Here is a 23,818-nt window from a genome sequence, read left to right as displayed (position 1 = left end):
AAGTCTGAATCATAAAGATTCGGGCTTCTTTTTTGTATTTAGGAAGAAAAAAAGACCATGAATCAATCGTCATGGTCTTCTGTAAATATATTGAATTTTTCTTGTGCTTTATAAAAGTTATTACGTTGTTTAGGAACATCTAAACGACTTCTGCAATCTTCACACATAAATGTGCGCATAGGATGATTGCGCAGCTGTTTGGCTTCCAATGTATTTTCATCCATGAGTACTTCTGTATCACAGATGATACACTGTACTTTTATCAAATTATACCACCTCGATATACGTCACATGTTTGAATTCATGTGAATACCCTTCTTCAGGTATGTACACGAAGCTGTCTACACCGTTGTCATCATATAAACGTTTCCCTTTATCTGCGAATTTAAAGAACAGGTAAGGTAATAAGCTTAACGGTACTTCGATTGAATCTTCATCGTTTGATAGACGAATTGCTGTGGCATCGTCATTTGGTTCAGCATTCTTGAAGAAAGGTGTCATGTTAATCACAAATGTGTCCTCAATCATGGCACGCTTTTTATACTTGATTTCAGAATTCAGGGTTGGAGGATTCGTTTGTCCTTCCAAAATTGCGCGATTCCATTCACGGTTATTTTGGAATTCGACAGGTTTTGTTCCTTCAAAGACGCCTGCTTCTAAATCTTCGATTTTTACTTTACGATCGTCAAAAATCCAAGTTGTACTGTCTAAAGTAATTGGAAATTTAACTTTACCCTTAATTTGTATCATGTTATGCGCTCCCCTTTATAATATCTGAGTCTATGATAACATAGAATAGAGTTACTGATTCGAAATTTACTTGCAATTTAGTTTTGAGTAGGCTAAAATTTTTAATATGACAAACAAATGATAGGGGGAGTATGTCATGACGAAATCGAATACAATCAATAACGCGGCATATGACCAATTAAATAAAGATGCAGATCGCATTCTGCAATTAATTAAAGTACAAATGGACAATTTAACATTGCCGCAATGTCCTTTGTATGAAGAAGTTTTAGATACACAAATGTTTGGCTTACAAAAAGAAGTAGACTTTGCAGCAAACTTAGGCTTGATCGATATCGAACAAGGTAAAGAAATCATGTTGCGTCTTGAAAAAGAATTGTCTAAACTTCATGAAGCATTCACAAACGTTTAATTTCACAGCATCAGATTAAACCGCACAAAGTGGCTGCAGTTCTGTCAGAAGTTGATAGAATGTACAGTCACTTTTTTTATTTCTTTTCAGCATACAGAAATGCTTGCAACACGACTTAAAAATGTGGTTTTATAAAGATATCGTCAAAGTGAAAACAGAATTAAGACATTAAAGTCTTATACAAACTCTAAATATATTTGAAAACACTTCAAATATGAGAATTGGATGATTTTTAAATGAATAACATAAAATCTTTCTTTCGGTATGTCGGAAAGTATGCAAAATATATCGATTATCCGTTAGTGATTACATATATAATGCTGTGTTTGATTGGGTTGATTATGGTTTACAGTGCCAGTATGGTTCCTGCTACTAAAGGGACGTTAACAGGGGGTACACCTGTGTCTGGTACGTATTTTTATACAAGACAGTTAATGTACGTTGTGATGAGTTTTATTATTGTATTTTTTATGGCGTTCTTCATGAACGTTAAATTTTTACAGCAAACACGTGTGCAACAAATTATGATGGCAGGTATTTTCCTTTTGCTATTCTTTACGTTATTAATCGGTAAAAATATCAATGGTTCTAAAAGTTGGATTAACTTAGGGTTTATGAACTTACAAGCTTCAGAGTTGTTGAAAATCGCCATTATACTTTATCTGCCATTCATGATTAATAAAAAGCGTGAGCGCGTACTTGCGAATCCGAAATTAATACTGAATCCGTTATTATTTATCATTGTATGTATTATCATGGTGCTATTCCAACGTGATGTTGGGCAAACGATGCTGATTATCATTATTTTTATGTCCATTATGCTTTATGCAGGTATTTGGATTAAACCGCTATTAAAATGGGGCGGTATCATATTGGTAGGTGGCAGTATTGCATTAGTACTATTCGCCATTGCAGGTTGGTTACCTGCATACTTAGTTGCCCGTTTTAGAATTATGACAGATCCATTCCATTTTGAATCTGGTACAGGTTACCATATTTCAAACTCCTTAATGGCGATTGGGAATGGGGGATTATTCGGTAAAGGTATCGGCAACAGTGTGTTAAAACTTGGCTATCTGCCAGAACCGCATACAGACTTTATCTTCGCGGTCATATGTGAAGAACTAGGTTTAATCGGAGGCCTATTTGTGATTGGATTATTGTTCTTTATTGTCTATAGAGCTTTCCAGTTAGCTTCTGAAACAAGTTCTTATTTCTATAAACTCGTTTGTGTTGGTATCGCAAGTTATATCGGCAGTCAAACTTTCGTTAACTTAGGTGGTATTTCAGCGTTAATTCCATTAACAGGGGTACCGTTACCATTTATTAGTTTCGGTGGTTCATCTATGATCAGTTTAAGTATCGCCTTAGGCTTATTATTAATTACTGCGAAACAAATCAAGATGGATAAACAAAAAGCAAAACAAAAACATATTGATATTCCAAGAAGATATTAAATGACAAGACTGAGCGTAAGCACGTTCAGTCTTTTTTATGTCGATTGAAAGATTCTTAAAAAGACAAACGTTTTTTATTGACGAGTAAGAAACGTTAAGAATAATGGTTAAGCTAAAATGATTGCTTTCAGAAATAAGTATAAATAAAGTTTATGATGTGTTATAAGAAAATATGATATAATACGGATATGCTTCTATATGTCTTATCTATACTAGCACTGTCTAGCATGCTTTGGCGGCGTGTTTATAAGCTGCTGAAACAGTATAGTTTGGCTTGAAGTTTACATATCAGAACAGATACATCTACTAACATTAATGTTCGTGTTTTGGTATACTATTATCTACAACAAAGGTTTAGAAAATTCTAATAATTGATTTTTTGGGGGTTGATCACTTGAAGAAGATTAATAAGTTAATGGTAGCAAACCGCGGTGAAATCGCAATTCGTATTTTCCGTGCAGCCACTGAATTAGACATTACAACAGTCGCAATTTATTCAAATGAAGACAAAGGTTCGTTACATAGAAACAAAGCTGATGAATCTTATTTAGTCGGAGAGGATTTAGGTCCTGCTGACAGTTATTTAAATATTGAACGTATTATTGAAGTTGCGAAGAATGCGAATGTTGATGCGATTCATCCAGGTTACGGATTCTTAAGTGAAAATGAAACCTTCGCAAAACGCTGTGAAGAAGAAGGTATTATCTTTATCGGCCCTAAACTTAAACATTTAGATATGTTCGGTGATAAAGTGAAAGCCCGTGCCACAGCAATTGAAGCTGGTTTACCAGTTATTCCGGGTACAGATGGTCCGATTGAGGATTATCATAAAGCTGCAGATTTTGCGAAAGAAGCAGGTTACCCATTGATGATTAAAGCCACTAGTGGTGGCGGCGGTAAAGGTATGCGTATTGTGAATGAGGAGTCTGAACTTGAAGAAGCCTTTACACGTGCGAAATCTGAAGCGCAAAAATCTTTTGGTAACAGTGAAGTTTATATTGAAAAATACATTAATGAACCAAAACATATAGAAGTTCAAATCATGGGTGATGAACACGGTAATATTGTTCACCTTTATGAAAGAGATTGTTCTGTACAACGTCGTCATCAAAAAGTTGTTGAAGTTGCGCCATCAGTAGGTATGGATGAAGGTTTACGTCAACGTATTTGTGACGCAGCATTACAATTAATGAACAATGTGGGCTATGTCAACGCAGGTACAGTTGAGTTCTTAGTATCTGGCGATGAGTTCTTCTTTATTGAAGTTAACCCACGTGTACAAGTAGAACATACAATCACTGAAATGATTACAGGTATCGATATTGTGAAAACGCAAATTCTTGTAGCAGATGGCGAATCATTATTTGACGATGAAATCGGTATTCCGCATCAAGATGATATTCATACATTAGGGTATGCGATTCAATGTCGTATCACAACTGAAGATCCGACAAATGACTTTATGCCGGATACTGGCCACATTATCGCTTATCGTTCTAGTGGTGGTTTCGGTGTACGTTTAGATGCTGGTGATGGATTCCAAGGTGCTGAAATTTCACCATACTATGACTCATTATTAGTGAAATTGTCTACACATGCGTTAACGTTTAAACAAACGATTGAAAAAATGGATCGATCTTTACGTGAGATGCGTATTCGTGGTGTGAAAACGAATATTCCATTCTTAATTAACGTGATTCGCAATAAACAATTCCAAGAAGGCGACTATACAACTAAATTCATCGAAGAAACACCTGAGTTGTTTGAAATTAATCCAACACAAGACCGTGGTACTAAAACATTAGAATACATTGGTAATGTGACAATCAACGGCTTCCCAAGTGTTGAAAAACGTCAAAAACCTGATTTTGAACGTCCACATGTAGACCGTGTACCAAGATCAGAAATCAAACAATTAAGAGGTACAAAACAACTCTTAGATGAACAAGGTCCTAAAGCTGTTGCGGACTGGTTATTAAAACAAGAAGATGTGTTGATTACAGATACAACATTCCGTGATGCGCATCAATCCTTACTTGCGACACGTGTGCGTACGAAAGATATGTTAGCTATCGCATCACAAACAGCGGAAATCTTACAAGATGCATTCTCACTTGAAATGTGGGGCGGTGCGACATTTGACGTTGCTTATAACTTCTTGAAAGAAAATCCATGGGAACGTCTAGAACAAATGCGTAAAGCCATTCCTAACATTTTATTCCAAATGTTATTACGTGCATCAAACGCAGTAGGTTATAAAAACTATCCTGATAATGTGATTAAGAAATTCGTAAAAGAAAGTGCTGAAGCTGGCGTAGATGTCTTCCGTATTTTCGACTCGTTGAACTGGTTAGACCAAATGAAAGTAGCGAATGAAGCGGTTCAAGAAGCGGGTAAAATCTCTGAAGGTACAATTTGTTATACAGGGGATATTTTAGATCCGCAACGCTCTAATATTTACACATTAGATTACTATGTGAACCTTGCGAAGGAATTGGAAAAAGAAGGATTCCATATTCTTGCGATTAAAGACATGGCTGGTTTATTAAAACCTAAAGCTGCTTTTGAATTAATCGGAGAATTAAAAGCTGCAGTTGATTTACCAATCCACTTGCATACACATGATACAAGCGGTAACGGTATTTTAACGTATAAACAAGCTGCAGATGCAGGTGTAGACGTCATTGATACAGCAGTATCATCTATGAGTGGTTTAACAAGTCAACCAAGTGCGAACTCATTGTACTATGCTTTAAATGGCTTTGGTCGTGATGCACGTACAGATATCAATGGTCTTGAACGTTTAGGTCAATATTGGGATACAGTACGTCATTACTATAGTGACTTCGAAAGTGATTTCAAATCACCGAACACAGAAATTTACCAATATGAAATGCCTGGCGGCCAATACTCAAACTTAAACCAACAAGCGAAAAGTTTAGGCTTAGGCAATAGATTCCATGAAGTTAAAGATATGTATCGTCGCGTAAACTTCTTATTTGGAGACATTGTTAAAGTAACACCATCTTCAAAAGTAGTCGGCGATATGGCGTTATACATGGTACAAAATGATTTAACAGAAGAAGATGTCTTAAAAGACGGTTACAAACTCGACTTCCCTGAATCAGTGGTCTCATTCTTCAAAGGTGAAATCGGTCAACCAACAGACGGCTTCAATAAAGAACTTCAAAAAGTTGTGTTGAAAGGTCAAAAACCATTAACAGAGCGTCCAGGTGAATACCTTGAAGATATCGACTTTGAAGCGTTACGTGAAGAACTTCAAGCAAAACAAGAAAAACCTGTCACTGAACAAGATTTAATCAGTTATGCGATTTATCCTAAAGTTTATGAACAATACATCGCTACGAAAGAACAATTCGGTAATGTGTCATTATTAGATACGCCGACATTCTTCTTCGGTATGCGTACAGGTGAAACAGTTGAAGTGGAAATCGATAAAGGTAAAACGTTGATTATCACATTAGAAGCAATTACTGAACCAGATGATAAAGGTGTCAGAACAATCTTCTTCATCATGAACGGTCAAACACGTCAAATTAAAATTCAAGATGAAAATGTGAAAACGAATGCGACAGTAAAACCAAAAGCAGACAAAGCTAACCCTAACCATATCGGTGCACAAATGCCTGGTACAGTGTCAGAAGTTAAGGTTGCAGTGGGTGACCACGTAGAAAGCGGACAAGCACTTTTGATTACTGAAGCAATGAAAATGGAAACAACAGTACAAGCACCATTCAACGGTACAGTAAAACAAGTTACTGTCACAAATGGTGAAGGTATTCAAACAGGCGACTTATTAGTGGAATTAGAAAAAGATGAATAATCGTTAAAATATGCCGGAAGCTGATACTCTCTTCAGTTTCCGGTATTTCTATTCTTGAGAAGCCTATTTATAGTAAAAGTGATTAAGAAGTTTGGATGAAACAACAAAAAATAACCGCTGAACAGTGATGTTTGTTCAACGGTTATTTGTATTAATAAGCGTTATTTTTAACTTTTTCAACACGTTTTGTACGCAGCATCAATAAGATGAAGTAGGCGATTAAACCGAATTCAAATGTGATAATTAATGCGTGTAGTAAAGCGATGAATAAATTCACGCTTGTGAAGATTGATAAAGCACCTGTGATAATTTGCAGTACGATTAAAAGTAATGCTGCTGTGTAACCGTATCGGATGGTACGGTTTTCGTGATAGTGTCTGATTGCATAGTTAAATGCAAGGAACACACTGATTGTAGCGATAAGTGCTAATAATCTATGCATGAATTGTACCCAGTCTTGTTCTGTATGTGGAATCAAGTCTGCGAATGGTAATGGCCATGAACCATAAGATAATGATGAATCTGTATGACGTACTAAAGCACCTGTGTAAATGCCGACATATAAACAAATCGCCATTGTCCAAGTATAGATTCTAAGTTTAGGATCTATGTGTACTTTGTTCGCTTCGTATTTTTTATCTACATCGAAGATGATTAATGTCAATACGAAAACAGATGAGAAGCTGATTAATGAGATACCAAAGTGCAATGCAAGCACGTAATCATTTTGTTGCCAAAGCACTGCTGCAGCTCCGACTAATGCTTGGATAAGCAAGAAACCGACACTGATAATTGCCAGTGGTTTAACTTCTTTGATATACCCGATATTCTTCCAAGCTGTAATGACCAACCATAATACAACGATTAATGATAAAGCAGATGTTGCTCTGTGACTGAGCTCGATAATTGTACTAATAGGTAAGTTTTGCGGTAATAAAGCACCATGACATAACGGCCATGATGATCCGCAACCATCGGCTGAACCTGTTTTTGTTACAAGTGCGCCACCTAATTGAACCCATGCCATAATAACTGTTGCAAGAACAGCTAACCATCTAAGGTTACGTTTTTTAAACAATTTAAAACACCCCACTGATTAATTGACATAGATAAAGGCAGAGGAAAGGAGGGATTTGTACGAACAAGTATGTAAGACGAATCCGAATTCCATGCCTCAAGCCTATTTGTCATTTGATAAATTGTAAATATTTATAAACATTATATCAATAATGGCTATAAATTTTAATAGCATGTGGATTGAAAATGTGTCACAAAAATGACGATTTTTTGAAAATTAGTGTTGTCGCTAAAGTGTCACAAATTTGTCTTATTTAGCCTAGTCAACTATTACTTTTTGCTATATCATTGTATTATATGAATATTTTAAGGAGGGGCATTATGGATAAAGGACATACTTTGTCGCAAGCTTCTGGTCGTGTAACCCTTAAAGAACTGAAAGCAATTATTAAAATGGGGCTCGTTCAAGGGAACTTAATTCCTGCCTTCACAGGGGCATGGCTAGCGATTGTATTAACGAATCACTCCTTCCTATCATCTATACCGCAAATTCTGTTGATGATGATCGGTTCAACGCTCATCATGGGGGGCGCATGTGCACTCAATAACTATTATGACCAAGATATTGACAGCATTATGCCAAGCAAACAGTCAAGACCGACAGTTAATAACAGAATTTCAAATAAAAATTTATTGATTTTAAGTTTCGGAATGATGGTTCTAGGAGAAATCTTATTATTTATCCTAAATATACCATCAGGTGTCATTGGTTTAATGGGCATTATCGGCTACGTGTCATTTTATTCAATTTGGTCTAAACGCCACACAACTTGGAATACTGTTATCGGGAGCTTCCCAGGTGCAGTACCGCCTTTAATCGGCTGGACAGCAATTGAAGGCCAACTAAGCTTAACAGCAATTGCGTTATTCTTAGTGGTATTTTGTTGGCAACCGATTCATTTCTATGCCTTAGCTATTAAACGTCAAGACGAATATGCTTTAGCTAAAGTTCCTATGTTACCATCTGTTAGAGGTTTTAACCGTACACGTGTAGGTATGCTTTTATGGTTAGTCGCATTATTACCTTTACCATTATTATTTACAAATTTAGGTACGGTATTCGTTGTATTGGCAACACTTCTGAACTTAGGTTGGATGTATCTTGGCTTAACAAGCTTCAAGAAGAACTTCAATCAAAAGAAATGGGCTACGTTAATGTTTGTTTACTCACTAAACTATTTAGTGCTATTCTTTGCATTAGCAGTCGTAATTTCTTTAATCAATATGATTTAAATAAATTGAAGATAGGATGAGATTTATGAGTCTACCTATATTGCCGACGATAAGTACAAGCTGTATTCAAATTTGTGCGGCGTTAGTTATTGTTGGATGGTACTTGATTAAAAAACGTAAAATTGAAGCGCATAAGAAAGTAATGTTGACTGCAGCATTCTTCGCATTAACATTCTTTATCATTTATGCAAGTAGAACATTCTTTATCGGGAACACTGCTTTCGGTGGACCTGCATGGTTAAAAGGATATTACCATTTCTTCTTGATTTTCCACATCGCGTTATCAACGGTGGGTGGATTAATGGGATTATTCCAAATCATCACAGCGTTTAAAGACAAATTTAATCTTCACCGCAAGGTTGGACCTTGGGCAGCGATTATTTGGATTTTTACAGCGTTCACAGGTATTATCGTGTACATCTTGTTATATGTTATGTACCCAGGTGGAGAAACAACTTCATTATTTAAAGCAACTTTCGGCTTTTAAAATGTAAAACATCGACTGATGACGTTATCTGTTGTCAGTCGATGTTTTTACATAAAGACTATCCTTGCGAGTGTGCGTGTGAAACGTGTACAATGATAATTACTTAACATTGAGGTGGGCGGAGAATGAGGAATTTAATTATTAAAGTTATAGGCGTCTTGCTTCTCATAACTTTTCTTATCTATTTATTTTATTCGCCATGGCTGAAATTTGATGTGTTGGAAAATCCAAACAAGAAATCGTCGACAAAAATTGAACAAACACAGAAAAAAGGGCCGGAGACTGAAAATCCAAAACCTAAGTCAGGAATTGGAACATGGGTCAACAATGACATCAGCGGTTTGACGAAGAAATTCGGTCAAGCTGATCGTGTCTATGCATACGCAAATGACTATAAAAACTATGTCTTCAGAGTACAGAATCAATATTATATTGTGACGGCTAAGAATAATATCATTAAATCAGTCTATGCGACAGGAACGAAGGCGGATATTGAACCTATCAATATCTCTGAAGATGCTTCGAGTATTTTTGAAAACACGAGTATTAACCCAGAACCCCGTATTAAAGCTAACGGTAAGTCTTATGATATAGAACTTTCTGATGAAGATATGAAAACACAAATGCTGATAAAATATGGTGATGTGTATGCGCAAGTGTATATCGACCAACAAACCAATAAAGTGGTTGGTGTAAGATTCCTTGATGCTAATGCACTTGTCATGTTTAATCCATATCAAATGACACAAACATCAAATGAAAAAACTGTTAAAAATCAACATAAAGATGTCCCATACGAACAAAACGTCAACCAGTTAATGACGCTTTATGAAGTTACCAATCAAATCAGAAGCTTGAAGGGGCTTAAACCGTTCAAAGTAAATAATGATTTGAGTCACATCGCTTCAGTAAACTTATACGAAAGTACAAACAACAAAAATGTTGAATTTACTGAAGGTGCTTTGAAACAACAACTAGATGATCGTAATATAAAATTTGAAGCCGTAGGACAAAACGTTGGTTATGACTTTAATGACGTACCGACACTCTTGCATAGCTGGTTGAATTCAGACATTCACCGTTCTCGTTTATTGAATACACAATATACTGAAATGGGCGGAGATGTTATGGATGGCTACTATACATTAATATTTATTGGAGACTGATGGAAGGTGACAATATGATTAATTCTGAAATCATTGAGGTTTTAGATGGTGTAGATGAAGTCAGTGAAATGATTTTAAACTCAGAGATTTACCAAGAATATATAGCAGCACGTCAAGCAATGAACGAAGATGAAGCAGCGCAAACGCATTATCAAACGTTTATGAAATATAAAGAACGTTATGATGAAGTGATGCGTTTTGGTAAATATCATCCAGATTATCAATCAGTGACACGTGCAACGCGTAAAAGTAAACGAGCATATGACATGGTCCCATCTGTGATGGCGTATAAACAAAAAGAAACTGAACTTCAAAATTTAGTGGATGAAGTCATCACAATTATCGCAACTTCTATTTCAGATAATGTGAAAATTGAAGTAGGGAATCCATTCTTTAGAACAGATATGCATGGATGCAGTACAGGCGGAACATGCCAATGCCAAATCCACGCTTAATATAAAACACAAAGCAACACCCGCTACATAAGCTATAAAGCCGATGGTAGCGGGTGTTGCTTTGTTTATTAATTATTATAATTTGAGTGATCAGTCATATTAATGTTGAGCTTGGTTTTGACGATATTGGAATGCAAGGTCAGGTCTGTCAGTGACAATAGTATGTGTGCCTTTGTTAAATAGGTCACTCATTAAATCAATACTGTTGACACCGTAATAACCTGGAACGATATTACGAGAATTCAACCAATTGATTAATCGTTTTGAAGTAAGTGGCACACCATGATAACTTGTCGGCATTTGGAAAGTGTTGGCTTGCGCTTCAAACATATTGCCTAAGCCGCTGAAGAATTTAACGATACCTACAGTGACTTCTTCTTGGCTTGCGCCTACCGCAACTGTTCCTAATGCTAATTCAGAAAATCTAGCAATTTGTTCCTGATAGAAACTCGTCACTAATACGCGATCTTGTGCGTTATGACGTACGATAGATTTGTATAATAGTTCTGGTGCAATCGTACCTTCATAAGAGTCTGGACTATCTTTTAAATCCACATTAATGAGCATATCAGGATATAATTCTAACAATTGATCAAATGTCAGGATTTTCGCATCTGGGTGGTCACGATAAGGCGTCTCTTTATTGATGTCTTTAAAATGATAACCTGCATCCAGCTTTTGCAGTTCATCTAAGCGATGTTCACGTACTTTGCCTGAACCGTTAGTAGTACGGTCGACTGTGGCATCGTGAAAGACAATCAATTGTTCATCACTTGTGACCCGTACATCTGTTTCGAAACCATCCACTTCGTAAGATGCCGCTGTATCAAATGCGAGTTTTGTTTGTTCCGGACGTAATGCCATGCCGCCGCGATGGGCGAAGATATAATGGGGCTTACGTGTAAAGAATGCTGGAATAGGTTGAGGTTCTGGTTGTCCTTTTAATTTTGACAAAAAGATAAGTCCGCTGAATATACCGGCAGCACCTGCTACACTGTTTCTGATAAGTCTACTTATTTTTACCATGAAATTTCCTCCTCGTAGTTTATGAAGCTAACCAAAAGTGATATCTAAGAAGCGTGAATGCTTAGTGATACAGGGGTTTGGTTATTTCAAATTTAGTTCAGTCGTGATACTATAGATTAAAGTAATGGAGTGATCAAAATGACAGAAATCATACCAAGAACCAGTTTAATTATATACCTTAAACATATGAAGCATGAACGTCATATTAGAAAATACGGTCATATTGTCAATAGTAATCGTAATCGCAAATATGTCATCATGTATATCAATGAAAATGATGCCGATCATATTGTCAACCGACTCATGAAATTAAAGTATGTGCGTCACATTGAAGGTTCTCCTTATAAATATTTAAAGAAAACGTATGAAAAAGAAAAATACGAAATCAATTAATAGTTACACTACTGTATCAACCAATATAACCCTTATGTTATGACATTAAACGTTATTGTAATGGCGGTATCCAATGATATAAGCGTAAGACACCGACTAAATAGTTGAAATAGAGTTCTAAATCATGAAACTCGTCTGAAGATTTAACATCTAATTCGTTTAACGGTAATTGATAATCTTCAGCGAAGCCGCGAATCATTGCTGACTTTTTATTATCCTCTGGATGAGGGTAAGGAAAAGCATTCAACATGATATACATGGCTTGGAAGTAATTTCCTTCAGTCGGATTCATGATAATCGCTGCAGAACTTAAACCTTTGTCTGAACTTGGACTGTTAAAGAACACAATGCGATTAATGCGTTCATGATTATATTGAATAAGTGTTTTGAACTCAAATAAATCGGTGAGTCCTTCACCGAGTACAATAAAAGATTGTTTCATTTTGGGAATAGCCTCCTTATTACCCAAATTATATTATAGAACAAGAGGGGAAGTGAAGTATTAGATGAGAGTGATATCAGGCCAACATAAAAGTAAACCTCTAGAAAGTCTGCAAGGGCGTAATACACGTCCGACAACAGATAAAGTAAAAGAAAGTATCTTTAATACCTTGCATGATGTATCAGGTATCGGTTTGGATTTGTTTGCGGGAAGCGGTGCTTTAGGTATAGAAGCATTGTCTCGTGGTATGGACGAAATGATTTTTGTAGATCAAAATTTTAAAGCAGTCAAAGTAATCAAAGCAAATTTAAACAGCTTAGATTTGATGAAACAAGCAGAAGTCTATAAAAATAATGCTGACCGTGCCTTGAAAGCGTTAGCTAAACGAGACATTCAATTTGATTTAATCTTCTTAGACCCGCCTTATGATAAAGGATTAATTGATAAAGCATTAGCACAAATCGAAGAGTTTAACTTATTGAAGAAAAGTGGTATCATCGTTTGTGAGTTTAACCATAAAGAAAACATTGATACGCACTCTTTTGAAGTGATTAAACGTTATCATTATGGCTTAACGGATACTATGTTATTAGAAAAAGGAGAACATGATGGCTGAAACAAAAGCAGTAATACCAGGTAGTTTCGATCCAATTACATATGGGCATTTGGATATTATTGAACGTGTGGCACACCGTTTTGATGAAATCCACATCTGTGTATTGAAAAACCGTAATAAGTCAGGGACTTTTACTGTGGAAGAACGCATCGCTTTAATTGAAGAATCTGTCGCAAATATCCCGAACGTACAAGTGCACCAATTCAATGGTTTACTTGTAGATTTTTGTGATAAAATCGGCGCAAAAACAATTATTCGAGGATTACGTGCAGTCAGCGACTTTGAATACGAATTGCGTTTAACATCTATGAACAAGAAGTTGAATAGTGATGTCGAAACATTATATATGATGACAAGCACGAACTATTCATTCATCAGTTCTAGTGTAGTTAAAGAAGTAGCGCAATATAAAGCGGATATTTCTGAGTTTGTACCGCCTCCTGTAGAAAAAGCATTAAAAGAAAAATTCGGAAACTAATAAAACACGTTTCAACGTCTATTTGTATCATACAAAAGGTGTTGAAACGTGTTTTTTATTTGATATTAAATGTTTTGTAGTTATTGATTTAACTTTTCATAAGCACCGATGGCAACAGCTAAATCAAAGTAAGCTGCACCGACACATTTAAAGACAGTGATGGCATCATTATTTTTACGATATAGAGTCCCTTGTTGTGAAAGTGTTTTGAGTTCATCATTGATTTCTTCGAAAGTGAATGTTTTATTTTCATTCGCTTCAATCAATTCTCCTGACTCTTCTTTAGCTCCTTCAAGATCATCTACAACGACACTTTCTGCTTGCGTGAAAATATTTGCATCTAGTTCTTTCATATCCGGTTGGTAAGAGCCAATACCGTTGATATGTGTGCCAGGTTGTACATCTTCAGCGTTAAAGACAGGCTGTGTGGAAGGTGTTTGGCAGTTGATAATATCTGCTTGTTTGACCAGTTTTGATACATCTTCTAATACTTGAACATTTAAATCTGGATAATCTTTTAAAATACGTGTTTTAAAGTCTTGTGCTTTTTCTGTTGTACGGTTGTAAAGCAAGACTGTGTCAATAGGGCGGACCTCGATATTACCTAAGAATTGTTCGTAAGCCATACCACCTGTCCCAATCATACCTAATGTTGTCGCATCTTCACGGCTCATATATTTAGTCGCAATACCGCTCAGTGCACCAGTTCTCAATCTAGTCAGGTAACTGCCATCTAACATCGCTTTCGTTTCACCATTTTTAAGATTAGTAATCACGATTTGTGCTTGTGTAGTAGGTAGTTGCTGTTTTGGATTCTCTGGTGTGATAGATGTAATTTTGATTGTGCCGAGTTGTTTGGCTAAGTCAACACAAGGCATGTATAACATAGATTTTGCACCATCACCTGTAGGAATCACCGTGCGTGGTGCAGTTTTGATTTGGTTCAGCTTATTGAAACTTTCTTCAATCGCTGTAATCGCATCTTTCATATGATAACGTTCTTTTACTTCCGATTCTGAATAAACTTGCATGTTGATTTACCCCCTTATTGTGACTGTACCCTAATTACAGGTGTATTGAAATCATCAGCGGTTTGACCAGACAGTGCATTATAAATTTCAGTTGCTTTGATTTCTGGTTCAAAATAACTTGCGGTCGCTTTATTAACGTTCGTAATAAAGTGACGATCTGGAAAATCTTTCTTCAATTGTTTTAAGTACGCTTGTCCTTTTTCATTCATACCTAAGATGCGTACAGCGTCAATTTCATTTTGTTTATTTGCTTGTTTAAAGTTTAACAAGCAGTTCATTAACATACGCTGAATACGGGTATACGTATAGCGCTTAGTTTTAAGCAGCTGCATCAATTGATCGAAGTTGTGTGCAGATTGGATTTTTTCTTTTAAACGATACTCAAACCCTTCACTAACCGTATGCATCTCACGTAGTTCTTCAAGAGAGGCGCGTAATAATGTAAATTTCAGATAAGGGAACACTTCATCTAACGTTAATTGCGGTGATGTATACAAGTGTTTAACTGATGATGGAACTACTGTTTCAAAGCTTGCATCATTGTTTTTGAGCGCCTTTCTGATTGCGCTGCCGCTTGCGAAAGTTTGGTTGTCTATGGTTTGGTTATGATGGTTCGTTTGGTGTCGTTGTAATGTCAAAGGTGTGATGTGTGCTGCATAGTGTTGAATAGCTTGTACATAAGAGAGACCTAAGATATTATTAGGTGTCTGCAGTAAAGCAGGTTCATCTAATAATTCATGGATGATTCTAGGGTAACTTTTCCCTTCGTGCAGCTTTGTTTGAAATTCTGGATGTTCTTCGATATGGTTGAGTTGCATGGCAACATGTTCGAAATCTTTGATCCTGCCGGATTCACTTCCGAACACGAGTGCATCACAATTAAGATAGTCAGCAACTTTGACACCCATTTCTGCGAAGTATTCTCCAGCAGATAACGCTGCATAAGCAGGAAGCTCAACGACAAGGTCGCAAGCAGAGAGTGCCAATTGTGTGCGTAAAAATTTGTTGTAGATTGCGGGTTCTCCGCGCATCACAAATTGACCGCTCATAATAGCTACAGTGATATCTGCATCAGCGATTTGACGTGCTTGTTCTGCATGGTAGACATGCCCGTTATGGAAGGGGTTATACTCTGTAATCAGTGCAGCGCATTTCATTTGCAATCCGTCCTTTCAGAATTCATTATGATTATTGTATCAAAAAGTCAAGATGTTAAGAAAAAATCTTGACAACTTAACGCTAGAAAGTTAAAATAAATTTTGTGCTTGTTAGAGGTGAAGCCATATGAAATGGTCAATAACGCAATTAAGAAAATATCAAGGTCAGCCTTTTGAATTTGATCAAACAGTAAATTATAATCATTTAATTGATAAATTAGGACTTATAGATTTATCTGATATCCGAGTGAAGGGCAAACTTGATGTCAAATCAAATGAAGTTGTCGCTGATATCCACTTAACTGGTGCGTACACGATGGAAGATGCGCGTACATTAAAACCGGTTGAAGTGCCGATTGATGTGGAAACAACAGAAATATTTGATTTAGAAGGTCATGAGTTTAGTGATAGTGAAGAAGATGATGAACATTATCATCTTGCTACAAACGGAATGATTGATTTACGTGATATCGCAGAAGAGCTTGTCATCATAGAAAAGCCTATCCGAGCAGTGGCTGAAGACAGCAGTTTAGAAGACATGCTGCAGAGCGGTCAAGGTTGGGAAGTTATTGACGAAGACGAATTAGAAGAAAGTGAACAAGCAGAAGAAATCTCTTCTAAGAAAGTCGATCCAAGGCTTCAAAAATTGCAACAATTTTATGATGAAAAGCAATAGAAGTTGATGTACAATAGATAGTATTGTTATTAACATCTTAATCGCACAGTAACAAAGATTTTTGTGTTTGAAATTTAAGGAGGATTAAATCATGGCAGTACCAAAAAGAAGAACATCTAAAACTAGAAAAAATAAACGTCGTACTCACTTTAAATTATCAGTACCAGGTATGACTGAATGCCCTAACTGTGGTGAATACAAATTATCTCACCGCGTTTGTAAAAACTGTGGTTCTTACAACGGTGAAGAAGTCGTTTCAAAATAATTGATGAATAATGAGACCCATCGTATATAACGGTAGGTCTCATTTTTGTTTATGAGAAGCAACATGATAAAATAAGGAAAAATCGTAAATGAGGTAACCGACTATGGAACAAATTACGTCACCGCAAAATACGAAGGTGAAACAAGCGAATAAATTAAAGAAGAAAAAAGAACGAGATAAAACAGGACTGTTGTTGGTAGAAGGGACACATTTGATTGAAGAAGCGGTTCAAAGCCAATTATCAGTAAAGCAACTCTTTGTCGTTGAACCTGAACGCTTTGATGCACAATTAATTGAAGCTGCTGAAGAAGCGTTCCATATAAACTTCAAAGTAGCAGAAAGTTTGTCAGGAACTGTGACACCTCAAGGTATCTTTGCGGTCATTGAAAAACCAGAGGTTGCTTCACGTATCGCAGAGGCTAAACAAGTATTACTGCTTGATCGTATTCAAGATCCAGGTAATCTTGGTACGTTGATTCGTACAGCTGATGCAGCTGCGTTGGATTTGATTGTCTTGTCACCAGGAACAGCCGACGCGTATCAAGATAAAGTATTACGCTCAAGCCAAGGCAGTGTCTTCCATTTACCGATTGTCACTCAGCCGATTGAGGAATTTATTAATCAATTTGATGGGCCGGTATACGGCACTGCATTAGAAGATGCGGTGAATTTTAATGAAGAGGATGCACAATCATCTTTCGCGTTATTGCTTGGTAACGAAGGTCAAGGTGTCGATCCAGCATTATTAAGTCACACGACGAAACGTTTAACAATTCCGATGTACGGGACTGCTGAAAGTCTAAATGTAGCGATTGCAGGCAGTATCTTAATCTATAAATTAAAAGGTTGACCGGTCGGAAGGGATTACTTATAATTAAATGTGATTCAGAGTTTGAGCAGATGACTCAAACAGATAAATTAATACTTTGCCTATAAAAAGACGTAAATTATCAGAAGCAGACTGTTTAGGGAGAATAACCGTGACTGAAAGTTATTCCAGAATGCGATAATTTTTTTTCACCTTTTTGGCAACTTAAAGAAATTTAAGTCGGTTCATCACCGTTATCTATGATAAATCAAGTGTATGCGTATGCATAAATTTGGGTGGTACCACGGAAGACTTCGTCCCATATCTCAGGGATAGAAGTCTTTTTTTATTGGCAATATTATTTAGGAGGGGCAGATATGATTCAAACTGAAGAAATGAATCAGCTGAAATCAGAAGCTTTGGCCGATGTGTCACAAGCGTCAGATGAGAAAGCGTTACAAGATGTTAAAGTTAAATACTTAGGTAAAAAAGGTTCTGTTTCAGGTTTAATGAAACAAATGAAAGATTTATCAAATGAAGAAAAACCAAAATTCGGACAAGCAGTCAATGAAGTACGCCAAGCGATTGAACAAGCAATTGCTGAACGTAAAAAAGTGCTTGAACAAGAACGTTTAAATAAACAATTAGAAGAAGAAACAATTGATGTGACTTTACCAAGTCGCCAAATCAAACAAGGTGCAGCGCACCCATTAACACGTACGATTCAAGAAATTGAAGATTTATTCTTAGGTTTAGGTTATGAAATCGTGAATGGTTATGAAGTAGAACAAGATTACTATAACTTCGAAGCATTAAACTTACCGAAATCACACCCAGCACGTGATATGCAAGATACATTCTATATCACAGAAGAAACGTTAATGCGTACACATACCTCACCTGTACAAGCACGTACACTTGAGAAACGTAACGGCCAAGGGCCAGTTAAAATTATTTGTCCTGGTAAAGTATATCGTCGTGACTCAGATGATGCGACACACAGTCACCAATTCACACAAATTGAAGGCTTAGTTGTGGCAGAAAATATTAAAATGAGTGACTTGAAAGGTACGCTTGAACTTGTGGCGAAAAAATTATTCGGTGAAGAACGTGAAATCCGTTTGCGTCCAAGTTACTTCCCATTCACTGAACCTTCAGTAGAAGTCGATGTGTCTTGCTTCAAATGTGGCGGTAAAGGCTGTAACGTATGTAAAGGTTCAGGTTGGATTGAAATCTTAGGTGCCGGAATGGTGCATCCGAATGTTTTAGAAATGGCTGGTTTCGATTCTTCTAAATACACTGGATTCGCATTCGGTATGGGTCCTGACCGTATCGCAATGTTGAAATACGGTATTGAAGATATTCGTTACTTCTATACAAATGATGTCCGTTTCTTAGATCAATTCAAAGCTGTTGAAGATAGAGGTGAAGCATAATGTTTGTATCAAAAGAATGGTTAGAATCTTTAGTTGCGGTTAATGAACCGATTCAATCATTAGCTGAACGTATCACACGTACAGGAATTGAAGTCGATGACATCATTGATTACACAGCTGAAATTAAAAAATTAGTCGTAGGTTATGTGGAAAGTAAAACACAACATCCGAACGCAGATAAATTGAATATTTGTAAAGTGGATATCGGTGAAGAAGAACCCGTACAAATCGTATGTGGTGCACCTAATGTTGATGCTGGACAATATGTGATTGTCGCAACTGTTGGCGGTCGTTTACCAGGCGGCGTTAAAATTAAACGTGCGAAATTACGTGGTGAAGTTTCTGAAGGTATGATTTGTTCACTTCAAGAAATCGGCGTTCAAAGCAACGTGGTACCTAAAGCATTTGAAGAAGGAATTTATAACTTCCCGAATGAAGTTAAACCAGGTACTGATGCATTAGAAGCATTATACTTAAATGATCAAGTAATGGAATTCGACTTAACACCGAACCGTGCGGATGCATTAAGTATGGTAGGTGCTGCCTATGAAACATCAGCACTTTATGGTGCTCCGTTAACATTACCAGAAACACAACCTGACACGACTGAAACTTCAGCATCTGAAGAAATTTCAGTAACAGTTGAAAATCCAGATAAAACACCTTATTACAGTGCACGTGTCGTTAAAAACGTTAAAATCGGCCCATCTCCAATGTGGATGCAAGCACGATTAATGAAAGCCGGTATTCGTCCGATTAATAATGTCGTAGATATTTCAAACTATGTGTTATTAGAATACGGCCAACCACTTCATATGTTTGACCAAGATCATATCGGGTCTGACAAAATTGTCGTGCGCCAAGCTCAAGAAGGCGAAAAAATGACAACGTTAGATGATACAGAACGTGAATTATTAGCGTCAGATATCGTTATCACAAACGGCAAAGAACCGATTGCGCTTGGTGGTGTGATGGGTGGAGACTTCTCTGAAGTTACTGAACAAACACAAAATGTCGTGGTTGAAGGTGCAATCTTCGATCCTGTCAGCATTCGTCATACATCACGTCGTCTTAACTTACGTAGTGAATCTTCAAGCCGATTCGAAAAAGGAATTGCGACTGAATTTGTAGACCAAGCTGTTGACCGTGCATGTTACTTATTAGAACATTACGCACAAGGTGAAGTATTATCAGATCGGGTCGCATCAGGTGACTTAGGCGAATTTATTACACCGATTGAAATTACAGTTGATAAAATTAATAATACAATCGGTTCAGAAATGACAGTTGAAGCGATTGTGAAATCATTAAGTCAACTTGGTTTCAAAACTGAAAATAATGAAGGTAACTTAACAGTCTATGTTCCTTCACGTCGTAGAGATGTCAAAATCAAAGAAGACTTAATCGAAGAGGTGGCACGTATTTATGGTTATGATGAAATTCCATCAACATTACCAGTCTTCGAACAAGTTACAAGCGGTCAATTGACAGACCGTCAATCAAAAACACGTATTTTAAAACGTACATTAGAAGGTGCAGGCTTAAGTGAAGCAATTACGTATTCATTAGTAGACCGTGCACGTGGTAAAGCATTCTCAGTGAGTGACAAACCAAACATTGAATTGTTAATGCCGATGAGTGAAGCACACGCAGTATTACGTCAAAGTTTATTACCACATTTAATTGATGCGGTGGCTTATAACGTGGCACGTAAAAACACAAATGTATTCTTATATGAAATCGGTCGCGTCTTCTTTGCGAATGGCAAAGGTGAATTACCAGATGAGGTTGAATACTTAAGTGGTATTTTAACTGGTGAATATAGCAGCAACCAATGGCAAGGTAAAAAAGAATTAACAGATTTCTATCTTGCGAAAGGTGTCTTAGATGCAGTTGCGGAAAAATTAGATGTTACATTTGATTACGAGGCAACGCAAATGGATGGTTTACATCCAGGACGTACGGCAAATGTTTTATTAAATGGCGAAGTCATCGGCTTTATCGGTGAATTACACCCGCAATTAGCTGAAGAAAATGATTTAAAACAACGTACGTATGTCTTTGAATTAAACTACGATAAATTGATGAATGTTTCTGTGGGTTACATCAATTATGAACAAATCCCTAAATATCCTGGTGTAACGAGAGATATCGCATTAGAAGTAGATACAACAGTGTCAGCTGCTGAACTTATTAGCACAATCAAAGCACATGGCGGTAAAATCTTACAAGATGCGCAAGTTTTTGATGTCTATGAAGGCGAACATATGGAAGCTGGTAAGAAATCAGTTGCGATCCGTATCTCTTATTTAGATACAGAAAATACGTTAACAGACGAACAAGTGACAGCGGTTCATGATGAAATCGTGAATGCGTTAACTGCAGAAGGTGCAGTGATTCGTTAATTCGGTTCAATTAAAGAAAATAAAATATTAAAAAACAAGCTCTTTCTACACAAATCATGTGTGGAAGGAGCTTGTTTCATTTTATTTATATATAAAGTGTAAGCAATCTGTTAAGGTGATTAGTTGTTTAATTGTTTTTTACGATAAAGGTCTAAGGCTTTGCCTCTATTTTTAAAGTCAGCTTTTGATATAGAGTCTAATGTCTCTGTACCGTATTTATCAATTAAACGAGCCGCAAATAAATCTACTGTTTGACTTGCCCCTTTTGGAATCGTTTGGTTTATTTTTTTGCCCATATGTTCCATATGTTTCACGAAAGCATATCGGGAAAGGATACTTGCGGCTGCGATGGCTAAAGATTTGGATTCACCTTTTGTTTCGAAACAAGTTTTGTCTGGATAAGGCATAGCTGTCAGTGCGTAATTTTGATAAACACCGCGTACCGCAAATTGGTCAATTACAATATAGTCTAAAGGGAAGTTTTGTGCTTCGATACGGTCTACCACGTTTTCAATGGCATGATTATGCAAAACAGCTTTCATTTTAACTTGTGACCAGCCGAGTTGTTTTTGTTCATTATATCTTTTGTTATCTAATGTTTGTAGTGAGTAGGGAAGGAATGTCACTAATTGCTTAGCTAATTCAACAATTTTATCATCTGATAATTTTTTAGAATCATCGACACCTAACGTTTTTAATACTTCGACATGTTCTTTTGACACATAAGCCGCACAAACAGTAAGCGGACCGAAATAGTCGCCGCTGCCTGCTTCATCACTGCCGATACAGTTGGATGTATTGAATGGATAATCACTGGAATTGATGATTGTTGTTTTCTTCTTCTTTGAGGGTGCTTTAGACGTTGAGGCAGCATTACCTAGTAATTGTTGTGAAACTGCTTCTGCTTGAGTGCCTTGAAACATGACTTTGTCGGAATTATAAATATGAATTGTTGTACCTTGATATTTTGCGCGTGCGCGTGAGCCTTTGGGAAGATTCGTTGTGTCTGCGTTGATTTTGCTAAGTAATTGTTGAATTTGTTCTTCTGTTAATTTTAATACGACGTTCGCCATAGGGATGCTCCTTACTTGTAGTAGTATTCTTATTTTACTATAGGTGCCTGTCGCAATAAAAGGTTATATATTACAGTCTGTTTACATAACATTGGCAAAAAGCGTACACTACTTACATAATAAATGGCACTCGTGTATAATGGTTCGTGATGAATAAATAGAGTGGTTTTCAACAAATCAGTGTGAAAATCAGTTACGATTAATATAAGAGATACACTCATCAGTTGTCGTGGTGAATGAGTGAAAATAAGCAAGATTGGAGTTATCAAATTGGGCGAATTTAAAAATAGAATCAATGTTACGATTAATAACAAAAATTATACAATAGTCGGCGAAGATAATCCTGAGCATATACGTTATGTTGCGCATCTAGTAGATGAAAAAATTCAAGAATTAGGTCGTAAGAGTGCAGGGTTAGATACCACACGTAAAGCAGTATTAACTGCGGTTAACATTATGCATGAAAAGGTGTTATTAGAAGAAGAAAACCGTCGTTTGACACAAGAGTTGAATCGTTTAAAGCATGATGAACAGTAGGGTCTGCCTATGCTGCTAAATTTCTTTATCTTTTTTGTCTTTATTTTGATTGCCGCTATGGGATTTCGCAGAGGATTTTGGTGGAGTCTGCTTCATTTTATAAGTACGGTCGCTGCGTTTATCTTTGCGGCATTATGGTACGCACCGATTGCGAAGCAGTTAGAATTATATGTTCCGTTTCCTAAAACGAAAGCAGCGCAAACACATTATTTTATACAATATGATGATATTCATCTGCGCTTTGAAAATATTGTCGCGTTTATCATGATATTTCTAATCAGCAAGTTTATTTTATACCTTATTTTATCTGCGTTTGATAAAATAATGGTAACACAACCCATATCTATCTTGAATCGAAGTTTCGGTGTACTGCTTAGCTTGATCAGCTCTGTGGTCATTGTCTTGCTCGTATTATACTTATGCAGCTTATATCCGAGCTTTTCGATTCAGCAGCAATTTGCACAATCGATTATCGCAAATTTGATACTCTTTCATACCCCATATCTGTCATCATTTGTGATGGCATTATAATTCAATGAATACAAAGACTAAACAAAGAGGAGGCTGACACATTCGCCAATCTGTTACAGATAT

General features: G+C 36.6%; 25 protein-coding genes. 17 read left to right on the top strand and 8 right to left on the bottom strand.

The genetic code is table 11. The features are described from left to right. Positions 1-62: 62 nt before the first annotated feature. Together HMPREF2846_RS11555 and HMPREF2846_RS11550 are read right to left on the bottom strand one after the other, a co-directional pair. Entirely contained in the window at positions 63-266 is a 204-nt protein-coding gene (locus tag HMPREF2846_RS11555) for a DUF2197 domain-containing protein (protein WP_002480540.1), read from the bottom strand. Between the two features lies 1 nt (position 267). Continuing rightward, positions 268-750 (bottom strand): hypothetical protein, encoded by a 483-nt coding sequence (locus HMPREF2846_RS11550; RefSeq protein WP_002480541.1) that lies wholly within the window; start codon positions 748-750, stop codon positions 268-270. 136 nt (positions 751-886) lie between these two features. On the opposite strand from HMPREF2846_RS11550, the gene HMPREF2846_RS11545 reads away from it, so the two are divergent. The 3 genes from HMPREF2846_RS11545 (at position 887) to HMPREF2846_RS11535 (ending at position 6,463) form a co-directional block, all read left to right on the top strand. Continuing rightward, positions 887-1,162 carry an Fpa/YlaN family protein gene (locus HMPREF2846_RS11545; protein ID WP_002480542.1) on the top strand — a complete coding sequence of 92 codons (276 nt, stop codon included), beginning with the start codon at positions 887-889 and terminating at the stop codon, positions 1,160-1,162. A gap of 236 nt (positions 1,163-1,398) precedes the next feature. Further along, entirely contained in the window at positions 1,399-2,619 is a 1,221-nt protein-coding gene (ftsW, locus tag HMPREF2846_RS11540; RefSeq protein WP_002480543.1) for a cell division peptidoglycan polymerase FtsW, read from the top strand. A 394-nt stretch (positions 2,620-3,013) separates the two neighbouring features. Further along, complete coding sequence (locus HMPREF2846_RS11535) at positions 3,014-6,463, top strand: pyruvate carboxylase (RefSeq protein ID WP_002480544.1); 3,450 nt, start codon at positions 3,014-3,016, stop codon at positions 6,461-6,463. 151 nt (positions 6,464-6,614) lie between these two features. Here HMPREF2846_RS11535 and HMPREF2846_RS11530 read toward each other — a convergent pair whose 3' ends face one another. Further along, on the bottom strand, positions 6,615-7,541 hold the full coding sequence (locus tag HMPREF2846_RS11530; RefSeq protein ID WP_057510365.1) for a COX15/CtaA family protein: 927 nt from the start codon (positions 7,539-7,541) through the stop codon (positions 6,615-6,617). A 320-nt stretch (positions 7,542-7,861) separates the two neighbouring features. Here HMPREF2846_RS11530 and cyoE point away from each other — a divergent pair, with 320 nt between their 5' ends. The 4 genes from cyoE (at position 7,862) to HMPREF2846_RS11510 (ending at position 10,881) form a co-directional block, all read left to right on the top strand. Continuing rightward, a complete protein-coding gene (cyoE, locus tag HMPREF2846_RS11525) occupies positions 7,862-8,773 on the top strand; it encodes a heme o synthase (RefSeq protein ID WP_002480546.1) in 912 nt (303 codons plus the stop codon). A 25-nt stretch (positions 8,774-8,798) separates the two neighbouring features. After that, the gene (locus tag HMPREF2846_RS11520) at positions 8,799-9,260 is read left to right on the top strand and encodes a DUF420 domain-containing protein (protein ID WP_002480547.1); all 462 of its coding nucleotides are present in this window, start codon (positions 8,799-8,801) and stop codon (positions 9,258-9,260) included. 125 nt (positions 9,261-9,385) lie between these two features. After that, positions 9,386-10,426 carry a CAP domain-containing protein gene (locus HMPREF2846_RS11515; RefSeq protein WP_070626679.1) on the top strand — a complete coding sequence of 347 codons (1,041 nt, stop codon included), beginning with the start codon at positions 9,386-9,388 and terminating at the stop codon, positions 10,424-10,426. A gap of 14 nt (positions 10,427-10,440) precedes the next feature. Then, positions 10,441-10,881, top strand: a complete 441-nt coding sequence (locus HMPREF2846_RS11510; RefSeq protein WP_031262763.1) for a YlbF/YmcA family competence regulator — start codon at positions 10,441-10,443, stop codon at positions 10,879-10,881. 99 nt (positions 10,882-10,980) lie between these two features. On the opposite strand, the gene HMPREF2846_RS11505 is transcribed toward HMPREF2846_RS11510, so the two are convergent. Next, a complete protein-coding gene (locus HMPREF2846_RS11505; RefSeq protein WP_057510366.1) occupies positions 10,981-11,907 on the bottom strand; it encodes a glycerophosphodiester phosphodiesterase family protein in 927 nt (308 codons plus the stop codon). A gap of 138 nt (positions 11,908-12,045) precedes the next feature. Here HMPREF2846_RS11505 and HMPREF2846_RS11500 point away from each other — a divergent pair, with 138 nt between their 5' ends. Then, positions 12,046-12,300, top strand: coding sequence for a DUF2129 domain-containing protein (locus HMPREF2846_RS11500; RefSeq protein ID WP_002480551.1), 255 nt, complete (start codon positions 12,046-12,048; stop codon positions 12,298-12,300). A 52-nt stretch (positions 12,301-12,352) separates the two neighbouring features. Here the strand turns inward: HMPREF2846_RS11500 and HMPREF2846_RS11495 are convergent, their stop codons facing one another. Further along, entirely contained in the window at positions 12,353-12,742 is a 390-nt protein-coding gene (locus HMPREF2846_RS11495) for a DUF7147 family protein (protein ID WP_002480552.1), read from the bottom strand. Positions 12,743-12,806: 64 nt separating this feature from the next. Here HMPREF2846_RS11495 and rsmD point away from each other — a divergent pair, with 64 nt between their 5' ends. Together rsmD and coaD are read left to right on the top strand one after the other, a co-directional pair. After that, positions 12,807-13,358 (top strand): 16S rRNA (guanine(966)-N(2))-methyltransferase RsmD, encoded by a 552-nt coding sequence (rsmD, locus tag HMPREF2846_RS11490; RefSeq protein ID WP_002480553.1) that lies wholly within the window; start codon positions 12,807-12,809, stop codon positions 13,356-13,358. Beyond that, the gene (gene coaD / locus HMPREF2846_RS11485) at positions 13,351-13,836 is read left to right on the top strand and encodes a pantetheine-phosphate adenylyltransferase (protein WP_002480554.1); all 486 of its coding nucleotides are present in this window, start codon (positions 13,351-13,353) and stop codon (positions 13,834-13,836) included. Before rsmD ends, coaD begins: the two co-directional genes overlap by 8 nt. Positions 13,837-13,916: 80 nt before the next feature. Here the strand turns inward: coaD and HMPREF2846_RS11480 are convergent, their stop codons facing one another. Both HMPREF2846_RS11480 and HMPREF2846_RS11475 read right to left on the bottom strand, forming a co-directional pair. Beyond that, a complete protein-coding gene (locus HMPREF2846_RS11480) occupies positions 13,917-14,867 on the bottom strand; it encodes an ornithine cyclodeaminase family protein (RefSeq protein ID WP_070626678.1) in 951 nt (316 codons plus the stop codon). 14 nt (positions 14,868-14,881) lie between these two features. After that, on the bottom strand, positions 14,882-16,024 hold the full coding sequence (locus HMPREF2846_RS11475; protein WP_070626677.1) for a nucleotidyltransferase: 1,143 nt from the start codon (positions 16,022-16,024) through the stop codon (positions 14,882-14,884). Positions 16,025-16,151: 127 nt separating this feature from the next. Between HMPREF2846_RS11475 and HMPREF2846_RS11470 the strand changes: the two genes are divergently transcribed. The 5 genes from HMPREF2846_RS11470 to pheT all read left to right on the top strand — a co-directional run bounded on the left by HMPREF2846_RS11470 (position 16,152) and on the right by pheT (position 21,614). Continuing rightward, positions 16,152-16,700, top strand: a complete 549-nt coding sequence (locus tag HMPREF2846_RS11470; RefSeq protein ID WP_002480557.1) for a YceD family protein — start codon at positions 16,152-16,154, stop codon at positions 16,698-16,700. Between the two features lie 91 nt (positions 16,701-16,791). Then, positions 16,792-16,965 (top strand): 50S ribosomal protein L32, encoded by a 174-nt coding sequence (gene rpmF / locus HMPREF2846_RS11465; protein ID WP_002480558.1) that lies wholly within the window; start codon positions 16,792-16,794, stop codon positions 16,963-16,965. Between the two features lie 103 nt (positions 16,966-17,068). Further along, the gene (locus tag HMPREF2846_RS11460) at positions 17,069-17,815 is read left to right on the top strand and encodes a TrmH family RNA methyltransferase (RefSeq protein ID WP_070626676.1); all 747 of its coding nucleotides are present in this window, start codon (positions 17,069-17,071) and stop codon (positions 17,813-17,815) included. A 335-nt stretch (positions 17,816-18,150) separates the two neighbouring features. Continuing rightward, a complete protein-coding gene (pheS, locus tag HMPREF2846_RS11455; RefSeq protein WP_002480560.1) occupies positions 18,151-19,209 on the top strand; it encodes a phenylalanine--tRNA ligase subunit alpha in 1,059 nt (352 codons plus the stop codon). After that, positions 19,209-21,614 carry a phenylalanine--tRNA ligase subunit beta gene (gene pheT, locus HMPREF2846_RS11450; RefSeq protein ID WP_023015927.1) on the top strand — a complete coding sequence of 802 codons (2,406 nt, stop codon included), beginning with the start codon at positions 19,209-19,211 and terminating at the stop codon, positions 21,612-21,614. The genes pheS and pheT overlap by 1 nt, the downstream gene beginning before the upstream one ends. A gap of 119 nt (positions 21,615-21,733) precedes the next feature. Here the strand turns inward: pheT and rnhC are convergent, their stop codons facing one another. Next, the gene (rnhC, locus tag HMPREF2846_RS11445) at positions 21,734-22,687 is read right to left on the bottom strand and encodes a ribonuclease HIII (protein ID WP_070626675.1); all 954 of its coding nucleotides are present in this window, start codon (positions 22,685-22,687) and stop codon (positions 21,734-21,736) included. Positions 22,688-22,957: 270 nt separating this feature from the next. Between rnhC and zapA the strand changes: the two genes are divergently transcribed. Together zapA and HMPREF2846_RS11435 are read left to right on the top strand one after the other, a co-directional pair. Further along, positions 22,958-23,224 (top strand): cell division protein ZapA, encoded by a 267-nt coding sequence (gene zapA, locus HMPREF2846_RS11440; protein ID WP_002480563.1) that lies wholly within the window; start codon positions 22,958-22,960, stop codon positions 23,222-23,224. 9 nt (positions 23,225-23,233) lie between these two features. Next, a complete protein-coding gene (locus HMPREF2846_RS11435) occupies positions 23,234-23,755 on the top strand; it encodes a CvpA family protein (RefSeq protein ID WP_002480564.1) in 522 nt (173 codons plus the stop codon). Positions 23,756-23,818: the final 63 nt, after the last annotated feature.

The organism is Staphylococcus sp. HMSC056G08 (assembly GCF_001812305.1).
GTDB classification, from domain to species: Bacteria; Bacillota; Bacilli; order Staphylococcales; family Staphylococcaceae; genus Staphylococcus; species Staphylococcus simulans.
The sequence above is the reverse complement of the archived record's forward strand: the minus strand, read 5'-3'. Positions and strand labels throughout refer to the sequence as shown.